This is a genomic window from Kitasatospora sp. NPDC001095 (genome assembly GCF_053598615.1).
The window spans coordinates 24,240-40,048 of record NZ_JBSFKQ010000036.1 but is presented as its reverse complement, the minus strand read 5'-3'; the positions used below and the strand labels follow the sequence as shown (position 1 = coordinate 40,048).

Annotated in this window: 14 protein-coding genes; 2 read left to right on the top strand and 12 right to left on the bottom strand. The window is 74.3% G+C overall.

All coding sequences use genetic code 11. From position 1 onward, the window contains the following. Positions 1-79 precede the first annotated feature (79 nt). A complete protein-coding gene (locus tag ACWDBB_RS25360) occupies positions 80-235 on the bottom strand; it encodes a hypothetical protein (RefSeq protein ID WP_181970583.1) in 156 nt (51 codons plus the stop codon). 210 nt (positions 236-445) lie between these two features. Next, on the bottom strand, positions 446-592 hold the full coding sequence (locus ACWDBB_RS25355; protein WP_392869904.1) for a hypothetical protein: 147 nt from the start codon (positions 590-592) through the stop codon (positions 446-448). Between the two features lie 329 nt (positions 593-921). Here ACWDBB_RS25355 and ACWDBB_RS25350 point away from each other — a divergent pair, with 329 nt between their 5' ends. Then, positions 922-2,037 carry a M48 family metallopeptidase gene (locus ACWDBB_RS25350; RefSeq protein ID WP_449791788.1) on the top strand — a complete coding sequence of 372 codons (1,116 nt, stop codon included), beginning with the start codon at positions 922-924 and terminating at the stop codon, positions 2,035-2,037. Positions 2,038-2,124: 87 nt separating this feature from the next. On the opposite strand, the gene ACWDBB_RS25345 is transcribed toward ACWDBB_RS25350, so the two are convergent. The 5 genes from ACWDBB_RS25345 to proB all read right to left on the bottom strand — a co-directional run bounded on the left by ACWDBB_RS25345 (position 2,125) and on the right by proB (position 7,284). Then, entirely contained in the window at positions 2,125-3,189 is a 1,065-nt protein-coding gene (locus tag ACWDBB_RS25345; RefSeq protein WP_449791787.1) for an SCO2583 family membrane protein, read from the bottom strand. 145 nt (positions 3,190-3,334) lie between these two features. After that, positions 3,335-3,919 carry an SCO2584 family spore wall biosynthesis protein gene (locus tag ACWDBB_RS25340; protein ID WP_449791786.1) on the bottom strand — a complete coding sequence of 195 codons (585 nt, stop codon included), beginning with the start codon at positions 3,917-3,919 and terminating at the stop codon, positions 3,335-3,337. A gap of 89 nt (positions 3,920-4,008) precedes the next feature. Beyond that, the gene (locus ACWDBB_RS25335; RefSeq protein ID WP_449791785.1) at positions 4,009-5,331 is read right to left on the bottom strand and encodes a glutamate-5-semialdehyde dehydrogenase; all 1,323 of its coding nucleotides are present in this window, start codon (positions 5,329-5,331) and stop codon (positions 4,009-4,011) included. Between the two features lie 126 nt (positions 5,332-5,457). After that, on the bottom strand, positions 5,458-5,982 hold the full coding sequence (locus tag ACWDBB_RS25330; RefSeq protein ID WP_392869914.1) for a hypothetical protein: 525 nt from the start codon (positions 5,980-5,982) through the stop codon (positions 5,458-5,460). Positions 5,983-6,147: 165 nt separating this feature from the next. Further along, positions 6,148-7,284: a glutamate 5-kinase gene (gene proB / locus ACWDBB_RS25325; RefSeq protein WP_449791784.1), complete on the bottom strand. Its 1,137-nt coding sequence runs from the start codon at positions 7,282-7,284 to the stop codon at positions 6,148-6,150. Positions 7,285-7,603: 319 nt separating this feature from the next. Here proB and ACWDBB_RS25320 point away from each other — a divergent pair, with 319 nt between their 5' ends. Next, complete coding sequence (locus ACWDBB_RS25320) at positions 7,604-8,374, top strand: hypothetical protein (protein WP_449791783.1); 771 nt, start codon at positions 7,604-7,606, stop codon at positions 8,372-8,374. An 84-nt stretch (positions 8,375-8,458) separates the two neighbouring features. Here ACWDBB_RS25320 and obgE read toward each other — a convergent pair whose 3' ends face one another. The 5 genes from obgE to ACWDBB_RS25295 all read right to left on the bottom strand — a co-directional run bounded on the left by obgE (position 8,459) and on the right by ACWDBB_RS25295 (position 15,747). Beyond that, positions 8,459-9,940: a GTPase ObgE gene (obgE, locus tag ACWDBB_RS25315; protein ID WP_449791782.1), complete on the bottom strand. Its 1,482-nt coding sequence runs from the start codon at positions 9,938-9,940 to the stop codon at positions 8,459-8,461. 158 nt (positions 9,941-10,098) lie between these two features. After that, complete coding sequence (gene rpmA / locus ACWDBB_RS25310) at positions 10,099-10,356, bottom strand: 50S ribosomal protein L27 (protein ID WP_030058248.1); 258 nt, start codon at positions 10,354-10,356, stop codon at positions 10,099-10,101. Positions 10,357-10,370: 14 nt separating this feature from the next. Next, positions 10,371-10,688: a 50S ribosomal protein L21 gene (gene rplU / locus ACWDBB_RS25305; protein ID WP_045696828.1), complete on the bottom strand. Its 318-nt coding sequence runs from the start codon at positions 10,686-10,688 to the stop codon at positions 10,371-10,373. A gap of 228 nt (positions 10,689-10,916) precedes the next feature. Beyond that, positions 10,917-14,549, bottom strand: a complete 3,633-nt coding sequence (locus ACWDBB_RS25300; RefSeq protein WP_449791781.1) for an Rne/Rng family ribonuclease — start codon at positions 14,547-14,549, stop codon at positions 10,917-10,919. A gap of 397 nt (positions 14,550-14,946) precedes the next feature. Further along, complete coding sequence (locus ACWDBB_RS25295; RefSeq protein ID WP_449791780.1) at positions 14,947-15,747, bottom strand: TIGR03936 family radical SAM-associated protein; 801 nt, start codon at positions 15,745-15,747, stop codon at positions 14,947-14,949. Positions 15,748-15,809 lie beyond the last annotated feature (62 nt).

Here is a 15,809-nt window from a genome sequence, read left to right as displayed (position 1 = left end):
GGGTGGGGGTTCTCCGCAGATGCGTGAGGGAGCGGCCGGCCGGTGGCCGGACGCTCCCCGAGCGGCCCCAGGACCGGGCTCAGCGGTCCCGGTTGAAGCGGGTGGTGATGAAGAGCAGGACCAGCAGGATGACCAGCGCGGCGCCACCGGTCAGTGCCGGGTTCAGACTGTCGTGGTTGCCCCCCTCGCCCTCGGCGAGCAGGTTCAGAACGGGGAGTGCGGCAGCAGTGCTCATGGTCGGCGGGACCTTCTCGGCTCGGTGAACGGACCTGGGGGTTGTTCCGGGCCGGTGAGGGCCCACCCGTCATCGTACGGGGGGTTACACCGCAACCGCTCGGCGGCCCACCGCCGCTGACCGGGCGTGAGCGCGCACCCGCGGAAGGGCCGGGAACGGGCCGGGGAAAGAACCGGGAAGGGGCCGGAGAAGGACCGGGAACCGGCCGGCCTAGTTGTTCTTGAAGGCGCGGGCCATGATCCAGACCAGCAGGCCGATGCCCACGAAGGACGCGATCACGATGATCCGCAGGAACAGGCCCGGACCGGTCTCGTCGGAGATGGGTGCGGCCAGGCTGACAAGCGTCTCGGTGGACATCTGCGGGGGCTCCTCGAACTGCTCGGTACCGCGGCCGGATCCGGTCTCGGTCGTCCAGGCCTCAGGTTAAACCGGCCTCACACCGGCGCCGCCCACCGGCCCCGGTGACGCGCCCGCCGGGCCGGCACCCTCCGCCCCGGCACCCACCCGCCCCGGCACTCAACGCCCAGTGACGCCCCCGCCGCCCGCCGGGCGGACCGCGCGTACGCTGACCCCTCGGGGACGAGTACGCAACCGCACACGTTGCACAGACAGTCGTTGCAGGCGAAGACCAGCGGGGGGCCGGCCAGCGGGCCGCGGCCGCCGTCGACCAGGAGGGTACTCAGACCATGACCGACACGACCGCGAAGACCCCGAGCCGCCGCCGCGAGCGCTTCCCCGGGATCTCCACCCGGGCCTGGGAGCACCCGGCGGACCGCTCGGCCCTGGTCGCGCTGCGCAGGCTGACCGGCTTCGACGACATCCTGAAGAAGTTGGCCGGCCTGGTCTCCGAGCGGGCGATCCGGCTGATGTTCCTGGCCACCGCCGTGAAGACCTCCGAGCGCCAGTTCCCGGAGCTCCACGACATGGTGCGCGACGCCGCCTACGTGCTCGACCTGGACCAGGTCCCCGACCTGTACGTCTCCCAGGACCCGACGGTCAACGCGTACTGCATCGGCATCGACACCCCGATCATCGTGATCACCAGCGGCCTGGTCGAGCTGCTGGACGAGGAGGAGCTGCGCTCGGTCATCGGCCACGAGGTCGGCCACGCGATGTCCGGCCACGCCGTCTACCGGACGATGCTGATGATCCTCACCAACATCGCCACCCGGATCGCCTGGGTGCCGCTGGGCAACCTGGCGATCACCGCGATCATCACCGCGCTCAAGGAGTGGTTCCGCAAGGCGGAGCTGTCCAGCGACCGGGCCGGCCTGCTCGCCGGGCAGGACCTCCAGGCCTCCATGCGGGCCCTGATGAAGCTGGCCGGCGGCCACAACCTGGCCGAGATGAACGTCGACGCCTTCCTGGAGCAGGCCGAGGAGTACGAGAAGGCCGGCGACCTGCGCGACGGCGTGCTCAAGGTGCTCCAGCTGCTGCCGCAGACCCACCCCTTCGCGGTGGTCCGGGTCGCCCAGCTGAAGAAGTGGGCGGAGAGCGACGACTACCGCTCGATCATGGCCGGCGCCTACCCGCGCCGCTCGGACGACCCGGACGCCTCGGTCACCGACCAGTGGAAGGCCGCCGCCGAGCACTACACGACCTCGGTCAAGGAGAGCAAGGACCCTCTGATGGGCCTGCTCCGGGACGTCGCCGGCGGCGCGGCGACCGTCGGCGGCAAGCTCCGCGACACCTTCACCGGCAACGGCGCCCGCAACGGCTCCTCGGGCAGCGGCTCCTCGGGCAACGGCTCGTCCGGCACCGGCGCCTCGGGCAACGGCTCCGCGGACCGCGACGGCAGCTGAGCCCACCGCGAACGCGACGGCGGCCGGTGTCCCGCCCGGGGCCCCGGCCGCCGCGCCGTTCCGGGCCCCCGCCAGGTCCGGCGCGCCTCAGCCGCCCGCCGCCAGCACCCCGCACACCTGCCAGCCCGGCCGGGCGTGATTGCCGGGGTCGACCGGCGTCGGCGGCGCGACCACCGTGCCCTGCGCGGTGGCCAGCACCGGCTGCAGGAAGCCCGCCGCCGAGGTGCCGCAGGGCTCCGGCCCGGCCTGCACCACCGAGTCCACCAGCCGCAGCTGGCCCGCGGCCAGGTCCACCCGGTCGAACTCGAAGGTCAGCTGCCGCCGCACGGTCTCCAGGGTGACCGGCGCTCCGGCCGGGGCCCCGGCCGGCTTCAGCGCGTAGACGAAGGTGTGGTCGGTGGTGATCTGCAGCGTCCCGCTGTCCGCCTCGTCGACCCGCATCGCACCGGCCACCTTCACGGTGTTCGAGGCCAGTGCGACCTGCGCCGGGTCGAAGCGGACCATCCAGCCGGTCACCGCGTGGTGCCGGTCGTCCACCGGCTGCGCCACGCTCGCGTCGAACTCCGCCTGCTCACCGGGCGTGACGAAGTCCCGCACCTCGGCGGTGGAGCCCTGGACCAGCACGGCCGGGGAGAACGAGGAGGCGACCAGGTAGCGCTGGACGGTGTCGAGCGCCTTGGCCACCTCGGCCCGGCTGAAGTGCCCGGTGGCGGCACCGGTCGGAGTGTTCAGCCCGAGCGCGCCGTTCCCGTACCCGGCTGGCAGCGCCGCGAACGGGTCCGCCCCGTCGGCGACCGGCTGGACGGCCGAGGCCGGCGCCAACGCGACCAGGCTGACGGTCAGTTGACTGCCCTCGGGCCGCGCGGCGGTCCCCTTCGGCGAGGTCACCCCGAAGTACACCGCGGCCCCGAAGGCCAGCAGGATGAGCAGCAGCAGCATGAGCGCCTGGCGCGGCACGGTGCCCAGCGGGCCGAGCCGCACCCGCGGCCGGGTGGCCTTGCCGAAGGAGCCCGACAGCCGCTCCCGGGCTGACAGTTCCCGGATCCGGGCAGCCCGGACGAACGATTCGTCGAAGACGACGGACCGGAATTCGTCCTCGTTGCCGGAACCGCCCTCGGGCGCACCCTCAGGAGGCTCTCGCGGGTCACCCACACCACCAGGGTAGGCGGACACCAGCGCCGCCACGAGGGTCCCGGCGTACATTCCCGGGAACGCTCCGTGACCACCGCCCCGGGGCGTGCGCCCGCGCCCGGGCCGACCGCGCCGCGCAGCAGACCGCACCGACCCGCCGACCGCGCTATCCGGTCGGCGCCGTGACCACCAGCGGGGGTTCCGCCGGGGCCTGCCCCGGGCCGACCCCGGCGCTGCTGCTGCCGGACTCGGGGCGTCTGGGTGTGCCCGCGGAGCCGCCCACGCCCTGGTAGACCGCCGCGACCGCGACCGCCACCAGGCCCACGCCCATGATCACGGCGAGTACCCAGGCCACCGGCCGGTGCCAGCGCTGCTGGGCGACGTACCGCCCGCGGGCGCGCACCGGGTCGTAGCCGCGTCGCCACCGTCGCCGGGCCCTGCGGTCGCCCGACCGGTCCGGCCCCGACCACGGGTCGGGGTAGAGGTGGTCCGCGTCGAGCCCGCTCGGGTACGGGCGCAGCTCCAGCGGCAACCCGTCCCCGGCCGGGACGTCACGGCCCCAGCCCGGACCCGCGGCGTCCGGCTCGAACCTGGCCTCGGCGGCGGCGAGTTGCCGCTCCTTGGCGGTCGGCTCGTGCACGGCGGCGGACCGGACGAAGGCCTCATCGAGGACCACGGTGGCGAACTCGTCGTCCGCACCACCGTGGTCGGCGCCGTCGGGGTACGGGAAGCCCCCCACATCCTCAGCCACGGATTCAGCGTATTACCGGCCGGGCGATTTGTCTGTGGCTCCCGGCAGTTGGTCCGTCACATGTGTGACGGACACCCATCACACGCCGTTCAGCGGCCGTCCGCGGCGCCGCCGACGGTCTGCGTGCTCTCACCACGCACGTGCCCGTCACCAGTGACGATGTACTTGGTGCTGGTCAGCTCGGGCAGGCCCATCGGGCCGCGGGCATGCAGCTTCTGGGTGGAGATGCCGATCTCGGCGCCGAAGCCGAATTCGCCGCCGTCGGTGAAGCGGGTGGAGGCGTTGACGGCCACCGTGGTGGAGTCCACCAGCCGGGTGAAGCGGCGGGCGGCGGCCTGCGAGGTGGTGACGATCGCCTCGGTGTGGCCGGAGGACCAGCGGCGGATGTGCGCGACGGCGGCGTCCAGCGAGGGCACCACGGCGGCGGCGAGGTCCAGCGAGAGGTACTCGGCGCCCCAGTCCTCATCGGTGGCCGGCACCACGGTGGCCGGACCGCCCTCGGCGGCCTTCCGCACCGCCTCGTCGCCGTGCACGGTCACCCCGGCCTCGGCGAGCGCCGCCAGCGCGAGCGGCAGGAAGGCCTCCGCGACGTCCTGGTGGACCAGCAGCGTCTCGGCCGCGTTGCAGACGCTGACCCGCTGCGCCTTGGAGTTCAGCAGGATGCCGACGGCCATCGCCAGGTCGGTCTCGGCGTCCACGTAGACGTGGCAGTTGCCGGTGCCGGTCTCGATCACCGGCACGGTCGAGCCCTCGACCACGGTGCGGATCAGCGAGGCGCCGCCGCGCGGGATCAACACGTCCACGTAGCCGCGGGCGCGCATCAGCTCCTGCACCGAGTCCCGGCTCTCCCCCGGCACCAGCTGGACCGCGTCGGCGGGCAGCCCGGCCGCGGCGACGGCGTCGCGCACGACGGCGACCAGCGCGGTGTTGGAGCGGTAGGCGGAGGCGGAGCCGCGCAGCAGCACCGCGTTGCCGGACTTGAGGCAGAGCGCGGCGGCGTCCACGGTGACGTTCGGGCGGGCCTCGTAGATGATGCCGACCACCCCGAGCGGCACCCGGACCTGCCGCACGTCCAGGCCGTTGGGCAGGGTGTAGCCGCGCACCACCTCGCCGACCGGGTCGGGCAGGCCGGCCACGTCGCGCACGTCGGAGGCGATCGCGGCGATCCGCTCCTCGGTCAGGGTCAGCCGGTCGACCACCGACTCGGCCGTGCCGGCCGCCCGGGCCCGCTCCACGTCCTCGGCGTTGGCCGCGACGATCTCGGCGCTGCGGGCCACCAGCGCGTCCGCGATCGCCAGCAGCGCGGTGTCCTTCGCGGCGCGCGGCAGTGGGGCGAGCGCCGCGGCGGCCTCCCTGGCTCGGCGCGCTACGGCGAGGACGGGACTGTCGGCGGTGGCGAGATCGCTGGTCATGCCGCCAAGAGTAGCGACTGCACCGGCCCCGCCCGGGCGGTATTTCGCCCGGTGAGACGCCGCCTCGACGGCCCCGGCCCCGGTGGCCCGCAGCCCGAGGCCCCCGCCCCGACCGGGCGGCGCGGCTCAGTACGGGTGCACCCCGCCCAGGTGCGGCGGCGGATCACCGAAGCCCTCCGCCACCCGTTTGTGGTACGTCGCCCGGTCGACCACCTCCAGCCCGACGATCTCCCAGGGCGGCAGCTTCGCGGTGACCTTGTGTTCGCCCCACAGCCGCAGCGCGATGGCCGCCGCGTCGTGGAGGTCCCGGGCCTGCTCCCAGTAGCGGATCTCGGCGTGGTCGGCCGCGTAACGGGCGGTCAGGAAGAACGAGTGGTCGTGCGCCAGTTGCTCCAGCGAGGCGCGCAGCGAGGGCAGCGGGGTGACCTGCCCGGCCACGCTCAGCACCACGTGCCACAGCCGGGCCTGCTCGGGCACGGTCGGCGGCTGGGCCGCCCGGTCGCGTTCGGGCCGCAGCCGGCGCACCCCGCCGGGCCTCTGCGACGGCGGACCGGCCGGCTCGGCGGGGCCGTCCCCGCGTCCGCCGTCGATGCTGGTCAGCCGCCGGCCCGCCGTCCCTGCGGTCAGCGCTGCCTCGCGCCTGCGTTCCACCGGCGGCCTCCTGTTCGGCGATGTCCTGTCGTCCCCACCGGCCCCGTCGGCCTCGGCCGAGCGGGACGGCTGCGCCCCTCCTCGCCCGTGGCCGGGCCGCTCCCGGTACGGAGCGGCCCGCCGTCCGCGCTGCGCCGATCGGCCGGTGCCGGCCCGCCGGGCCGGTCAGTCGCGCAGAACGACCAGGTCATCGCGGTGGACGACCTCGCGCTCGTACGCGGCACCGAACTCCTGGGCCAGGTCGCGGGTGGACCGGCCGAGCAGGCGGGGCAACTCCCTCGCATCAAAGTTGACCAGTCCGCGAGCCACGATGTGGCCGTTTTCGGCAAGAAGGTCCACCGGATCACCCGCGGCGAACTCCCCGTCGACCCGGGTGACCCCGGCCGGCAGCAGCGAGGCGCCGCCGGAGACGACGGCCCGGACGGCGCCCTCGTCCAGGTGCAGCGACCCGCGCGGGCTGCTCGCGTGGGCCAGCCAGAGCATCCGGTCGGAGGTGCGGCTGCCGGTGCGCAGGAAGAGGGTGCCGGTGGGCCGGCCGGCCAGCGCGTCGGCGGCCTGGCTGGCGGCGGTGAGCACCACCGGGATGCCGGCGCCGGTGGCGATCCGGGCCGCCTCGACCTTGGTGACCATGCCGCCGGTGCCGACCCCGGCCTTGCCGGCGCTGCCGATCTCGATGCCGTCGAGGTCCCGCGGGCCGCGCACCTCGGCGATCCGGCTGGTGCCGGGGCGGGACGGGTCGCCGTCGTACAGGCCGTCCACGTCGGAGAGCAGCACCAGCAGGTCGGCCCGGACCAGGTGGGCGACGAGCGCGGCGAGCCGGTCGTTGTCACCGAACTTGATTTCGGCGGTGGCGACGGTGTCGTTCTCGTTGACGATCGGCATCGCGCCCATCGCCAGCAGCTGGTCCAGGGTGCGGTAGGCGTTGCGGTAGTGGGCGCGCCGGCTGGCGTCCTCGGCGGTGAGCAGCACCTGGCCGACCCGGATGCCGTACCGGGCGAAGGAGGCGGTGTAGCGGGCGACCAGCAGGCCCTGGCCGACGCTGGCGGCGGCCTGCTGGCGGGCCAGGTCCTTGGGCCGCCGGTCCAGGCCGAGCGGGGCGAGCCCGGCGGCGATGGCGCCGGAGGAGACGAGCACGACCTCCGGTGCCTCGGGGCGGCCGCGCAGCTTGGCGAGCGCGTCCACCAGGGCGTCGACGCGGTCGGCGTCCAGGCCGCCGGTCGCCGTGGTCAGGGAGGAGGAGCCGACCTTGACGACGATCCGTCGCGCGGTCAGCACCTCCTCGCGCAGAGAGTCCTCGCTCATCTCGCTGTACGCCCTTCCGGTGTGGTGGTGCGGGTGCGGCTGGGCCCGGGCCCGGCCGTCACCCCCGAAATCTACGCGATCGGCGCAGGTCACCCATGGGGTGTTTCACCGTCCGGACCCGGGCAGGTCACGGGCTCGCCACGGCCCGGCCGCCGATCCGGGGGCCTGGTATGGTCCCTGACCACAAGCCAGATCGGGGGACGGCTTCTTGCCCGCTGGACCCATGTCGTCATCGACCCTTCCTGTTCACGACGGGCGGCGCCGCACTGGGCAAAGGCCGGCAACGGTCGCGGCCGTACGCCCAGGAGAAAAGCGCACCATGCGTTCGTACACCACCAAGCTGACCTTCGCCGCGCTCGCGGCGGTCACCGCCCTGTCACTCGCGGCCTGCGGACCGGACAACGCGGACACTCCGGCCGGCACCGGCGGCGCCACCGGCGCTGCCCCGGCCCAGAGCGGCGCGGCCCCGGGGGCCACCGCCGGAGGCGCGGCCGGCGGTTCGACCGCGGCCCCGTCGGGCGCGGCGACCGGCGGTGCTGCCGCGGGCGGTGCGGCGACGGGCGGTGCGGCGACGGCCGGCGGGGCCGGTACGGCCGGCACCGCGGCCGGCGGGGCCGGTGTCGGTGCGGTCCCGGCGGCCGCGAGCAGCGTGAAGATCGGCCAGCCCGCCACCGTGGACTTCGCCGACAAGACCGCCAAGGTCGCCACCAAGCTGGAGATCACCGTCACCGGCGTCGAGGTCGGTTCGCTGCAGGACTTCGCCGCCGCCAAGATCAACCTCGTCGGCCTGGAAGGCCGCACCCCGATGTACGTCAGCTACACCATCAAGAACCTCGGGGACGCCAGCCTCTCCTTCACCGCCCCGGACTCGAAGTTCGTGCTCTTCGACACCACCGGCAAGAAGGGCCTCAACGCCATGACCGCCGCGACCCCGCTGCCCAAGTGCACCGGCGCGAAGTTCCAGGGCGTCGCCAAGGGCGCCGAGGTCAAGGGCTGCACCATCATCACCACCCCCGGGAACACCCCGGCCGCGGTCGGCTACACCGACCTGGTGGACCCGCTGAAGCTCCAGGCCTCCTGGACCAAGTGACGCTCCGTCGCCGCTGAACACGCGGACGACCCCCGCCACCTGTCGAGGTGGCGGGGGCCGTCCGGCGTGAAGCACTCAGCGCGCTCAGTAGTCCTCGTCGTCGTCGCCCTCGATGGCGGCCTGGCGGCCGCTGGAGAGCGCCTCGAAGGCGAGGAACTCGGCCTCGGCCGCGTCCCGGCCCTTCTGCTTCTCGCGGCGGCGGTCGACCGCCGGGCGCTGGGTCTCGAAGCGGTGGTCCTCACCGCGGCGGCCGAGCATCTCGGCGCCGGCGGCCATGGTCGGCTCCCAGTCGAAGACGACGGCGTTCTCGTCCGGGCCGATGATGACGGTGTCGCCCTCGTGCGCCCCGACCTTCCACAGCTCCTGCTCGACGCCGAGGCGGGCCAGCCGGTCGGCGAGGTAGCCGACGGCCTCGTCGTTGGCGAAGTCGGTCTGGCGGACCCAGCGCTCCGGCTTGACGCCGCGGATGCGGTAGGCGCCGTCCTCCTCGGTGATGGTGAAGCCCGCGTCGTCGACGGCCTTGGGCCGCAGCACGATCCGGGTCGACTCCTCGGCCGGCTTGGCGGCGCGTGCCTCGGCGACGATCCCGGCCACCGCGAAGCTCAGCTCGCGCAGGCCCTTGCGGGAGGCGGCGGAGACCTCGAACACCCGGTAGCCGCGCTCCTCCAGGGAGGCACGGGTCAGGTCGGCGATGTCCTGGCCGTCCGGGACGTCGACCTTGTTGAGCGCGACCAGGCGCGGGCGGTCTTCCAGGCCGCCGTACTCGGCGAGCTCGGCCTCGATGGTCTCCAGGTCGCTCAGCGGGTCACGGCCGGGCTCCAGGGTGGCGCAGTCCAGCACGTGCACCAGCACCGAGCAGCGCTCCACGTGCCGCAGGAACTCCAGGCCCAGGCCGCGGCCCTGGCTGGCGCCCGGGATCAGGCCGGGCACGTCGGCGATGGTGTAGACGGTGTCGCCCGCGGTGACCACGCCGAGGTTGGGGATCAGGGTGGTGAACGGGTAGTCGGCGATCTTCGGCTTGGCGGCGGAGAGCACCGAGATCAGCGAGGACTTGCCGGCGCTCGGGTAGCCCACCAGGGCCACGTCGGCGACGGACTTGAGCTCCATGACGATGTCACGGGCCTCGCCGGGCTCGCCGAGCAGCGCGAAGCCGGGCGCCTTGCGGCGGGCCGAGGCCAGCGCGGCGTTGCCGAGGCCGCCGCGGCCGCCCTGGGCGGCGACGAAGCTGGTGCCGTGTCCGACCAGGTCGGCCAGCACGTTGCCCTTGCGGTCCAGCACCACGGTGCCGTCCGGCACCAGCAGGACGAGGTCCTCGCCGTCCGCACCGGTGCGGTGGCCGCCGGCGCCCGGCTTGCCGTTGGTGGCCTTGCGCTTGGGCGAGTGGTGGTACTCGAGCAGGGTGGTGACCTGCGAGTCCACGGTGAGGATGACGCTGCCGCCCTCACCGCCGTTGCCGCCGTCCGGCCCGCCGAGCGGCTTGAACTTCTCGCGGTGCACGGAGGCGCAGCCGTGGCCCCCGTTACCCGCGGCGACGTGAAGTTCGACGCGGTCCACGAAGGTGGTCATGGGTTTGCCTCCAGTGCGCGAGAGTCTGCTTGCTACCTGCGTAAAGCGCGAAGGGTGGACCGGAGAATTCCGGCCCACCCTTCACTGTGAGTCTTCTCAGACCCGGTGAGTCCACCCGGACCCGGTGGGTCCGCTCAGACTCGGGAGTCCGCGGGGACTCAGGCCTCGACGGCCACGATGTTGACGACCTTGCGGCCGCGACGGTTGCCGAACTGCACCGCACCGGCGGTCAGCGCGAACAGCGTGTCGTCGCCACCGCGACCGACACCGGCACCCGGGTGGAAGTGGGTGCCGCGCTGGCGGACGAGGATCTCGCCGGCCGAGACGACCTGGCCACCGAAGCGCTTGACGCCGAGGCGCTGGGCGTTCGAGTCACGGCCGTTACGAGTAGAGCTTGCGCCCTTCTTGTGTGCCATTTTTCGCTATCCCCTTACTTGCTGACCGAGTCGATGCTGGTGATGCGCACCGCGGTGTGCTGCTGACGGTGACCCTGACGGCGGCGGTAGCCGGTCTTGTTCTTGTAACGCAGGATGACGATCTTGTCACCCTTGGTCTGGTCGACCACCTCGGCGTGAGCCTTCACGCCGGCCAGGACCCACGGGTCGGAGGTGACAGCGTCACCGTCGACGACGAGGATGGTCGAGAGCTCGACCGAGTCACCCGGCTTGGCCTCGATACGGTCGATCTCCAGCACGTCGCCCACGGCGACCTTGTGCTGGCGGCCGCCTGCGCGAACGATCGCGTACATGCGGTACCTGCTTTCCTTGCTCGGTCGGAACCCCCGACGCCAGCCACCTGGGTACGGACACAGGAGCCTCTCCCGCGGCCCTCCGCGCGAACGCGGCGACCTCGGAAGGTGATGTGCTCGGGAGCATGGCGTAGACACGCCGATGGTCAAGAATACGGACCGGCCGCCCGGGGGGCAAACCGGCCCGTACGGCCCGGGGCGGGATCGCTCCCGCCCCGGGCGTGGGCACTACTCGGCCGCCGTATCACCCTCGGCGGCCGCGGCCTTCTTGGCCGCCGCGCTCGTCCGCTTGGTCGCGGTCTTGCGGGCGGTGGTCTTCTTGGCCGCCGCGGTCGTCTTCTTGGCGGCGGTCTTCTTCGCGGCGGTCTTGCGGGCGGCCCGCTTCTTCGGCGCCGGCGCCTCCTCGGCCGGAGCCTCGGCGGCCTCGGCGGCCTCGGTGGCCTCGGTGGCCTCGGTGGCCTCCGGAGCCTCGGCGGCGACCGCGACCTCCGCGACCACGACCGGCTCGCCCGGCGCCTCGACGGCGGCCTCGGCAGCGGCTTCCGCGACCGCCGGGGCGGCGGCCTCCAGGGCCGCCTCCAGCGCCGCTTCGGCCTTGGCCTGGAGCACCACGATCTCGGCGGAGTCCGGGGAACCCGCCGGAGCGGTCGCCTTGCGCACGGCGCGACGACGCGGACGGCCCGCCGGAGCGGCGGCCGGGGCCTCGGCCACCGGAGCCTCGACGACCGGGGCCGGCACGGCCTGCGCGGCCGCCTCGGCCGGGGCCTCGACGCCCGGGACCTCCAGGGCCAGCTGGCCCTCGATCTCCTCGCGCACCGGCTCGGCCGGCTCGACGACGGCCTCCACCACCACCGGCTCGGCCACGACGGCCACCGCGGCCTCGACGGCCTGCGGCTCCTCGTGGCCCGCGCCGCCCTTGCCCCGGCGACGGCGCTTGCCACCACCGGCCTCGCCCGCCGCCGCGGGGGCGTGGACGTGGGCGCTCGGCTGCTCCATGTGCACGATCACGCCGCGGCCGTTGCAGTGCACGCACGGCTCGGAGAAGGACTCCAGCAGGCCCTGACCGACCCGCTTGCGGGTCATCTGGACCAGGCCCAGCGAGGTGACCTCGGCCACCTGGTGCTTGGTCCGGTCCCGGCCCAGGCACTCCAGCAGGCGGCGCAGCACCAGGTCGCGGTTGGACTCCAGCACCATGTCGATGAAGTCGATCACGATGATGCCGCCGAGGTCGCGCAGCCGCAGCTGGCGCACGATCTCCTCGGCCGCCTCGATGTTGTTCCGGGTGACCGTCTCCTCCAGGTTGCCGCCCTGGCCGACGAACTTCCCGGTGTTGACGTCGATGACGACCATCGCCTCGGTGCGGTCGATCACCAGCGAACCGCCGCTGGGCAGCCAGACCTTGCGGTCCAGCGCCTTCATCAGCTGCTCGTCGATCCGGTAGGTGGCGAACACGTCCACCTCGGAGGTCCACCGCTGGAGCCGCTCGGCGAGGTCCGGGGCCACGTGGGAGACGTACTCGTGGATGGTCTTCCACGCCTCGTCGCCGGAGACGATGACCTTGCTGAAGTCCTCGTTGAAGATGTCGCGCACGACCCGGACGGTCATGTCCGGCTCGCCGTACAGCAGCGCCGGGGCGTTGCCGGTCGTGGCCTTCTTCTGGATGTCCTCCCACTGCTGCTGGAGGCGCTGGACGTCGCGGGTCAGCTCCTCCTCGGAGGCGCCCTCGGCCGCCGTGCGCACGATGACGCCCGCGTCGTCCGGGACGATCTTCTTGAGGATCTGCTTCAGGCGGGCGCGCTCGTTCTCGGGGAGCTTGCGCGAGATGCCGGTCATCGAGCCCTCGGGCACGTACACCAGGTAGCGGCCGGGCAGCGAGATCTGGCTGGTCAGGCGGGCGCCCTTGTGACCGATCGGGTCCTTGGAGACCTGCACCAGCACGGACTGGCCGGACTTCAGCACCGACTCGATCCGGCGCGGGCCGCCGTGGCCGCCCAGCGCGCCGAAGTTGACCTCGCCGGCGTACAGCACCGCGTTGCGGCCCTTGCCGATGTCGACGAAGGCGGCCTCCATCGACGGCAGCACGTTCTGGACCTTGCCCAGGTAGACGTTGCCGACGTACGAGGTGGCCTGCTCCTTGTTGACGTAGTGCTCGACCAGCACGCCGTCCTCGAGGACGCCGATCTGGGTCCGCTGGCCGCTCTGGCGCACCACCATGACGCGCTCGACCGACTCGCGGCGGGCCAGGAACTCGGCCTCGGTGATGATCGGCACCCGGCGGCGGCCCAGCTCGCGGCCCTCGCGGCGGCGCTGCTTCTTGGCCTCCAGACGGGTCGAGCCCTTGATGGACTGCACCTCGTCCGGGTCGAAGGACGGCTCGGTGGAGCGGCGGCGCGGCTCGCGCACCTTCACCACCGTGCGGACGCCGTCCTCGGTGGTCTCGGCGGTCTCGACGGCGCCGGCCTCACCGCTGCGGCGGCGACGGCGGCGGCGACGGCGGGACGAGGACAGGCCGCCGGCCAGGTCGTCGTCCTCCTCGCCCTCCTCCTCGGCGACGGCCTCGGCCGGCTCCTCGGCGGCGGGCTGCTCGGTCTCGACGGCCTCGGCGGCCTCGAAGTCCTCGGCCTCGCCACGGCGACGGCGGCGACCGCCCCGGCGGCGACGGCGCGACGGACGGCCGTCCTCCCACTCGTCCTCGGTCTCCGGACCGGCGGCGGGGGCCTCCACGGCGGGCGTCTCGACGGCCGGGGCCTCGACGACGGGCGCCGCGACCGGCGCCTTGGCCTGAGCCTTCGCCGGGGCCTGGGCGGCCGGCTTGCGGCGGGTCGGCTCGACCCGGGTACGGACCCGGCGGCGACGGCCGACGCCGCTGTACTCGAACTCGTCGTCCTCCTCGCGCCCGGCCTCGGCCGGGGCCTCGGCGGGAGCCGGGGCGACGGCGGGAGCCTGGGCGGCGGCGGGCTGCTCCGGCGCGGCCGGCGCGACGAAGGGCGCCGGCTCCTGGAACACCGGGGCCTGGAAGACCGCGGTGGCCGGGCGGACGGCGCGGCGGCGCACCCGGTGGTGCGGCTCGGCCTCGGCGGCCGGGGCGGCGGGGGCGGCAGCGGCGGGCTGGGCGGCGGGGGCCTCGGTGGCAGCCTCGACGGCCTCCTCCTCGGGCTCCTCGGCCTGCGGCTCCTCGGCGGCGGGCTCCTCCACCGGGGCCTCGACGACCGGCGCGGCCTCGACCACGCGACGGCGGCGGGTGCGGCGGGCCGGAGCGGCGGGGGCCTCCTCGGCCGCCGGCTCGGCGGGGGCCTCGACGACCGGCGCCTCCACGGCGGGGGCCTCGGCCTCGGCGGCGGGGGCACCGGCGGGCGCCTCGGCGCGCTTGCGGGTGCGGCGGGCCCGGGCGGGCTTCTCGGCCGTCTCCGCCTTGTCGGCCGTCTCCGCCTTCTCGGCCTTGTCGCTCTTGGCCGCCTTCTCGGTCTTCGTGGCCTTGGCGGCCTTCGGCGCCTTCGCGGTGGCCTCGGCCACCGGGGCCTCGACGGCCTCCGGCGCGGTCACCACGATCGCGGTGGCCTCCGGCGCCCCGGCCGGGGCCTCGGCGCGCTTGCGGGTCCGGCGGGCCCGGACCGGCTTCTCGGCGACCGGCTCGGCGGCCGCCTCAGCGGCCGGAGCCGCAGCGGTGACGGCCGCAGGCGCTTCGGCCGGCAGAACCGTCTCGGCCGCCTCGGTGGCCGCACCCTGCGGGGCGCCCGCCGGGCGGGACACCGCCCGGCGACGACGGCGCGGCGGCGCGGCGGACGCGCCCTCGCCACCGGTCGCGGCGGTTTCGTTCTGTTCCGTGGCCGCATTCTGCTGCGGATCGGTGTTATCGAGCATGCGGGTGGATCTCCCGTCAGGCCCCCGGGCTCCGCATCCGGGCACGGCACGGCACCGCTGGGCGGTCGGCATCGCGACGATGCCGGGACCGGACCCTTTGACGGTGCCGCCGCGCGGACGCGAGGCCGCACAGGGGCTCGTAGTCTCGCTCGGCGCCCCGCGCTCGGCGGGGTGTCGAAAGTCTTCTGGTCTGACCAGTCTTCTGAGGTTTTCCCAAGCTGCACCTTCCCCCAACCCCGGGTGGCTCCCGGACGGGGTCCCGGACCGGCCGACCTTCGCGGTCGGCAGGCCCCGGGGTGGCAGGCCTGTGCTGCGACGACGCTCGCTCCCCTGGGGAGCCGCGGGAACCCTGGAGGACCGTCGGGCCCAGTGAGGCACTGGGCCCGGCCTCCCCCCGCTAGGCGGACGCGGTAGCGTGCGGCCCTGCGGCCGGCTCCGAGCCGACCGGGGCCGCGGCGCGGTCGAGCGCCAGCGGGTCGGTCACCGTGTCGGCCTCCTCGTCGAGCGGCCCCTGCGCCAGCCTGGTCACCTCTGCGGGGACCGGCGGCGCCAGGTCGGCCGTCGCACGGAGACCGGACAATACGTCGTCGGGTCGTACGGCGGGTGTGGCGTGTCGTACTACCAGGCGCAGTATCGCACAGGGACGGCCGGTCCGAACATCGCGGCCGGTTCCGGCCCCGGCATCCGCACCGGTCTCGACCTGCGCCGGGACGGCTTCCAGCGCCGCCACCGCACCCCGCGCGTCGAAGACCCGCAGGCCGTTCTTGGTGCGGCGCTCCACCTCGACCCGCTCGGCGGCGAGGAAACGCGCGACCGCCTCGGCGGCCACGTCGGGCTCGACGCCGTCCAGCCGGACCAGCCACTCGGAGGCCTCCAGGCGCTCCACGAAGTTCGGCGTCCGCACCTCGACCGCGTCGATCACGTCCAGGCCGGTCGGCAGCGACTCGTCCAGCTGCGCCCGCAGCTGCTCGGGGTCGCGGACCGCGGCCAGGCCGATCTCCAGGTACTCCGCCTCGCTCGCCACCCCGGTCGGGGCCGCGTTGGCGTAGGAGACCTTCGGGTGCGGGGTGAAGCCGGCCGAGTAGGCCATCGGAACGGCGGACCGGCGCAGGGCGCGCTCGAAGGCGCGCTGGAAGTCGCGGTGGCTGGTGAAGCGGAGCCGGCCGCGCTTGGTGTAGCGGAGGCGAATCCGCTGCACCGTCGGCGCGGGCGGCGGACCGTCGGGCGTACGGCGTGCCAGGGTTGCTCAGTCCTTCGTCA

Excerpts from the sequence above, each read along its gene's own strand:
- ACWDBB_RS25360 (WP_181970583.1), bottom strand. The coding sequence starts at position 235 with ATGAGCACTGCTGCCGCACTCCCCGTTCTGAACCTGCTCGCCGAGGGC.
- ACWDBB_RS25355 (WP_392869904.1), bottom strand. The coding sequence starts at position 592 with ATGTCCACCGAGACGCTTGTCAGCCTGGCCGCACCCATCTCCGACGAG.
- ACWDBB_RS25350 (WP_449791788.1), top strand. The coding sequence starts at position 922 with ATGACCGACACGACCGCGAAGACCCCGAGCCGCCGCCGCGAGCGCTTC.
- ACWDBB_RS25335 (WP_449791785.1), bottom strand. The coding sequence starts at position 5,331 with ATGACCAGCGATCTCGCCACCGCCGACAGTCCCGTCCTCGCCGTAGCG.
- proB (WP_449791784.1), bottom strand. The coding sequence starts at position 7,284 with ATGAGCGAGGACTCTCTGCGCGAGGAGGTGCTGACCGCGCGACGGATC.
- ACWDBB_RS25320 (WP_449791783.1), top strand. The coding sequence starts at position 7,604 with ATGCGTTCGTACACCACCAAGCTGACCTTCGCCGCGCTCGCGGCGGTC.
- obgE (WP_449791782.1), bottom strand. The coding sequence starts at position 9,940 with ATGACCACCTTCGTGGACCGCGTCGAACTTCACGTCGCCGCGGGTAAC.
- rpmA (WP_030058248.1), bottom strand. The coding sequence starts at position 10,356 with ATGGCACACAAGAAGGGCGCAAGCTCTACTCGTAACGGCCGTGACTCG.
- rplU (WP_045696828.1), bottom strand. The coding sequence starts at position 10,688 with ATGTACGCGATCGTTCGCGCAGGCGGCCGCCAGCACAAGGTCGCCGTG.
- ACWDBB_RS25300 (WP_449791781.1), bottom strand. The coding sequence starts at position 14,549 with ATGCTCGATAACACCGATCCGCAGCAGAATGCGGCCACGGAACAGAAC.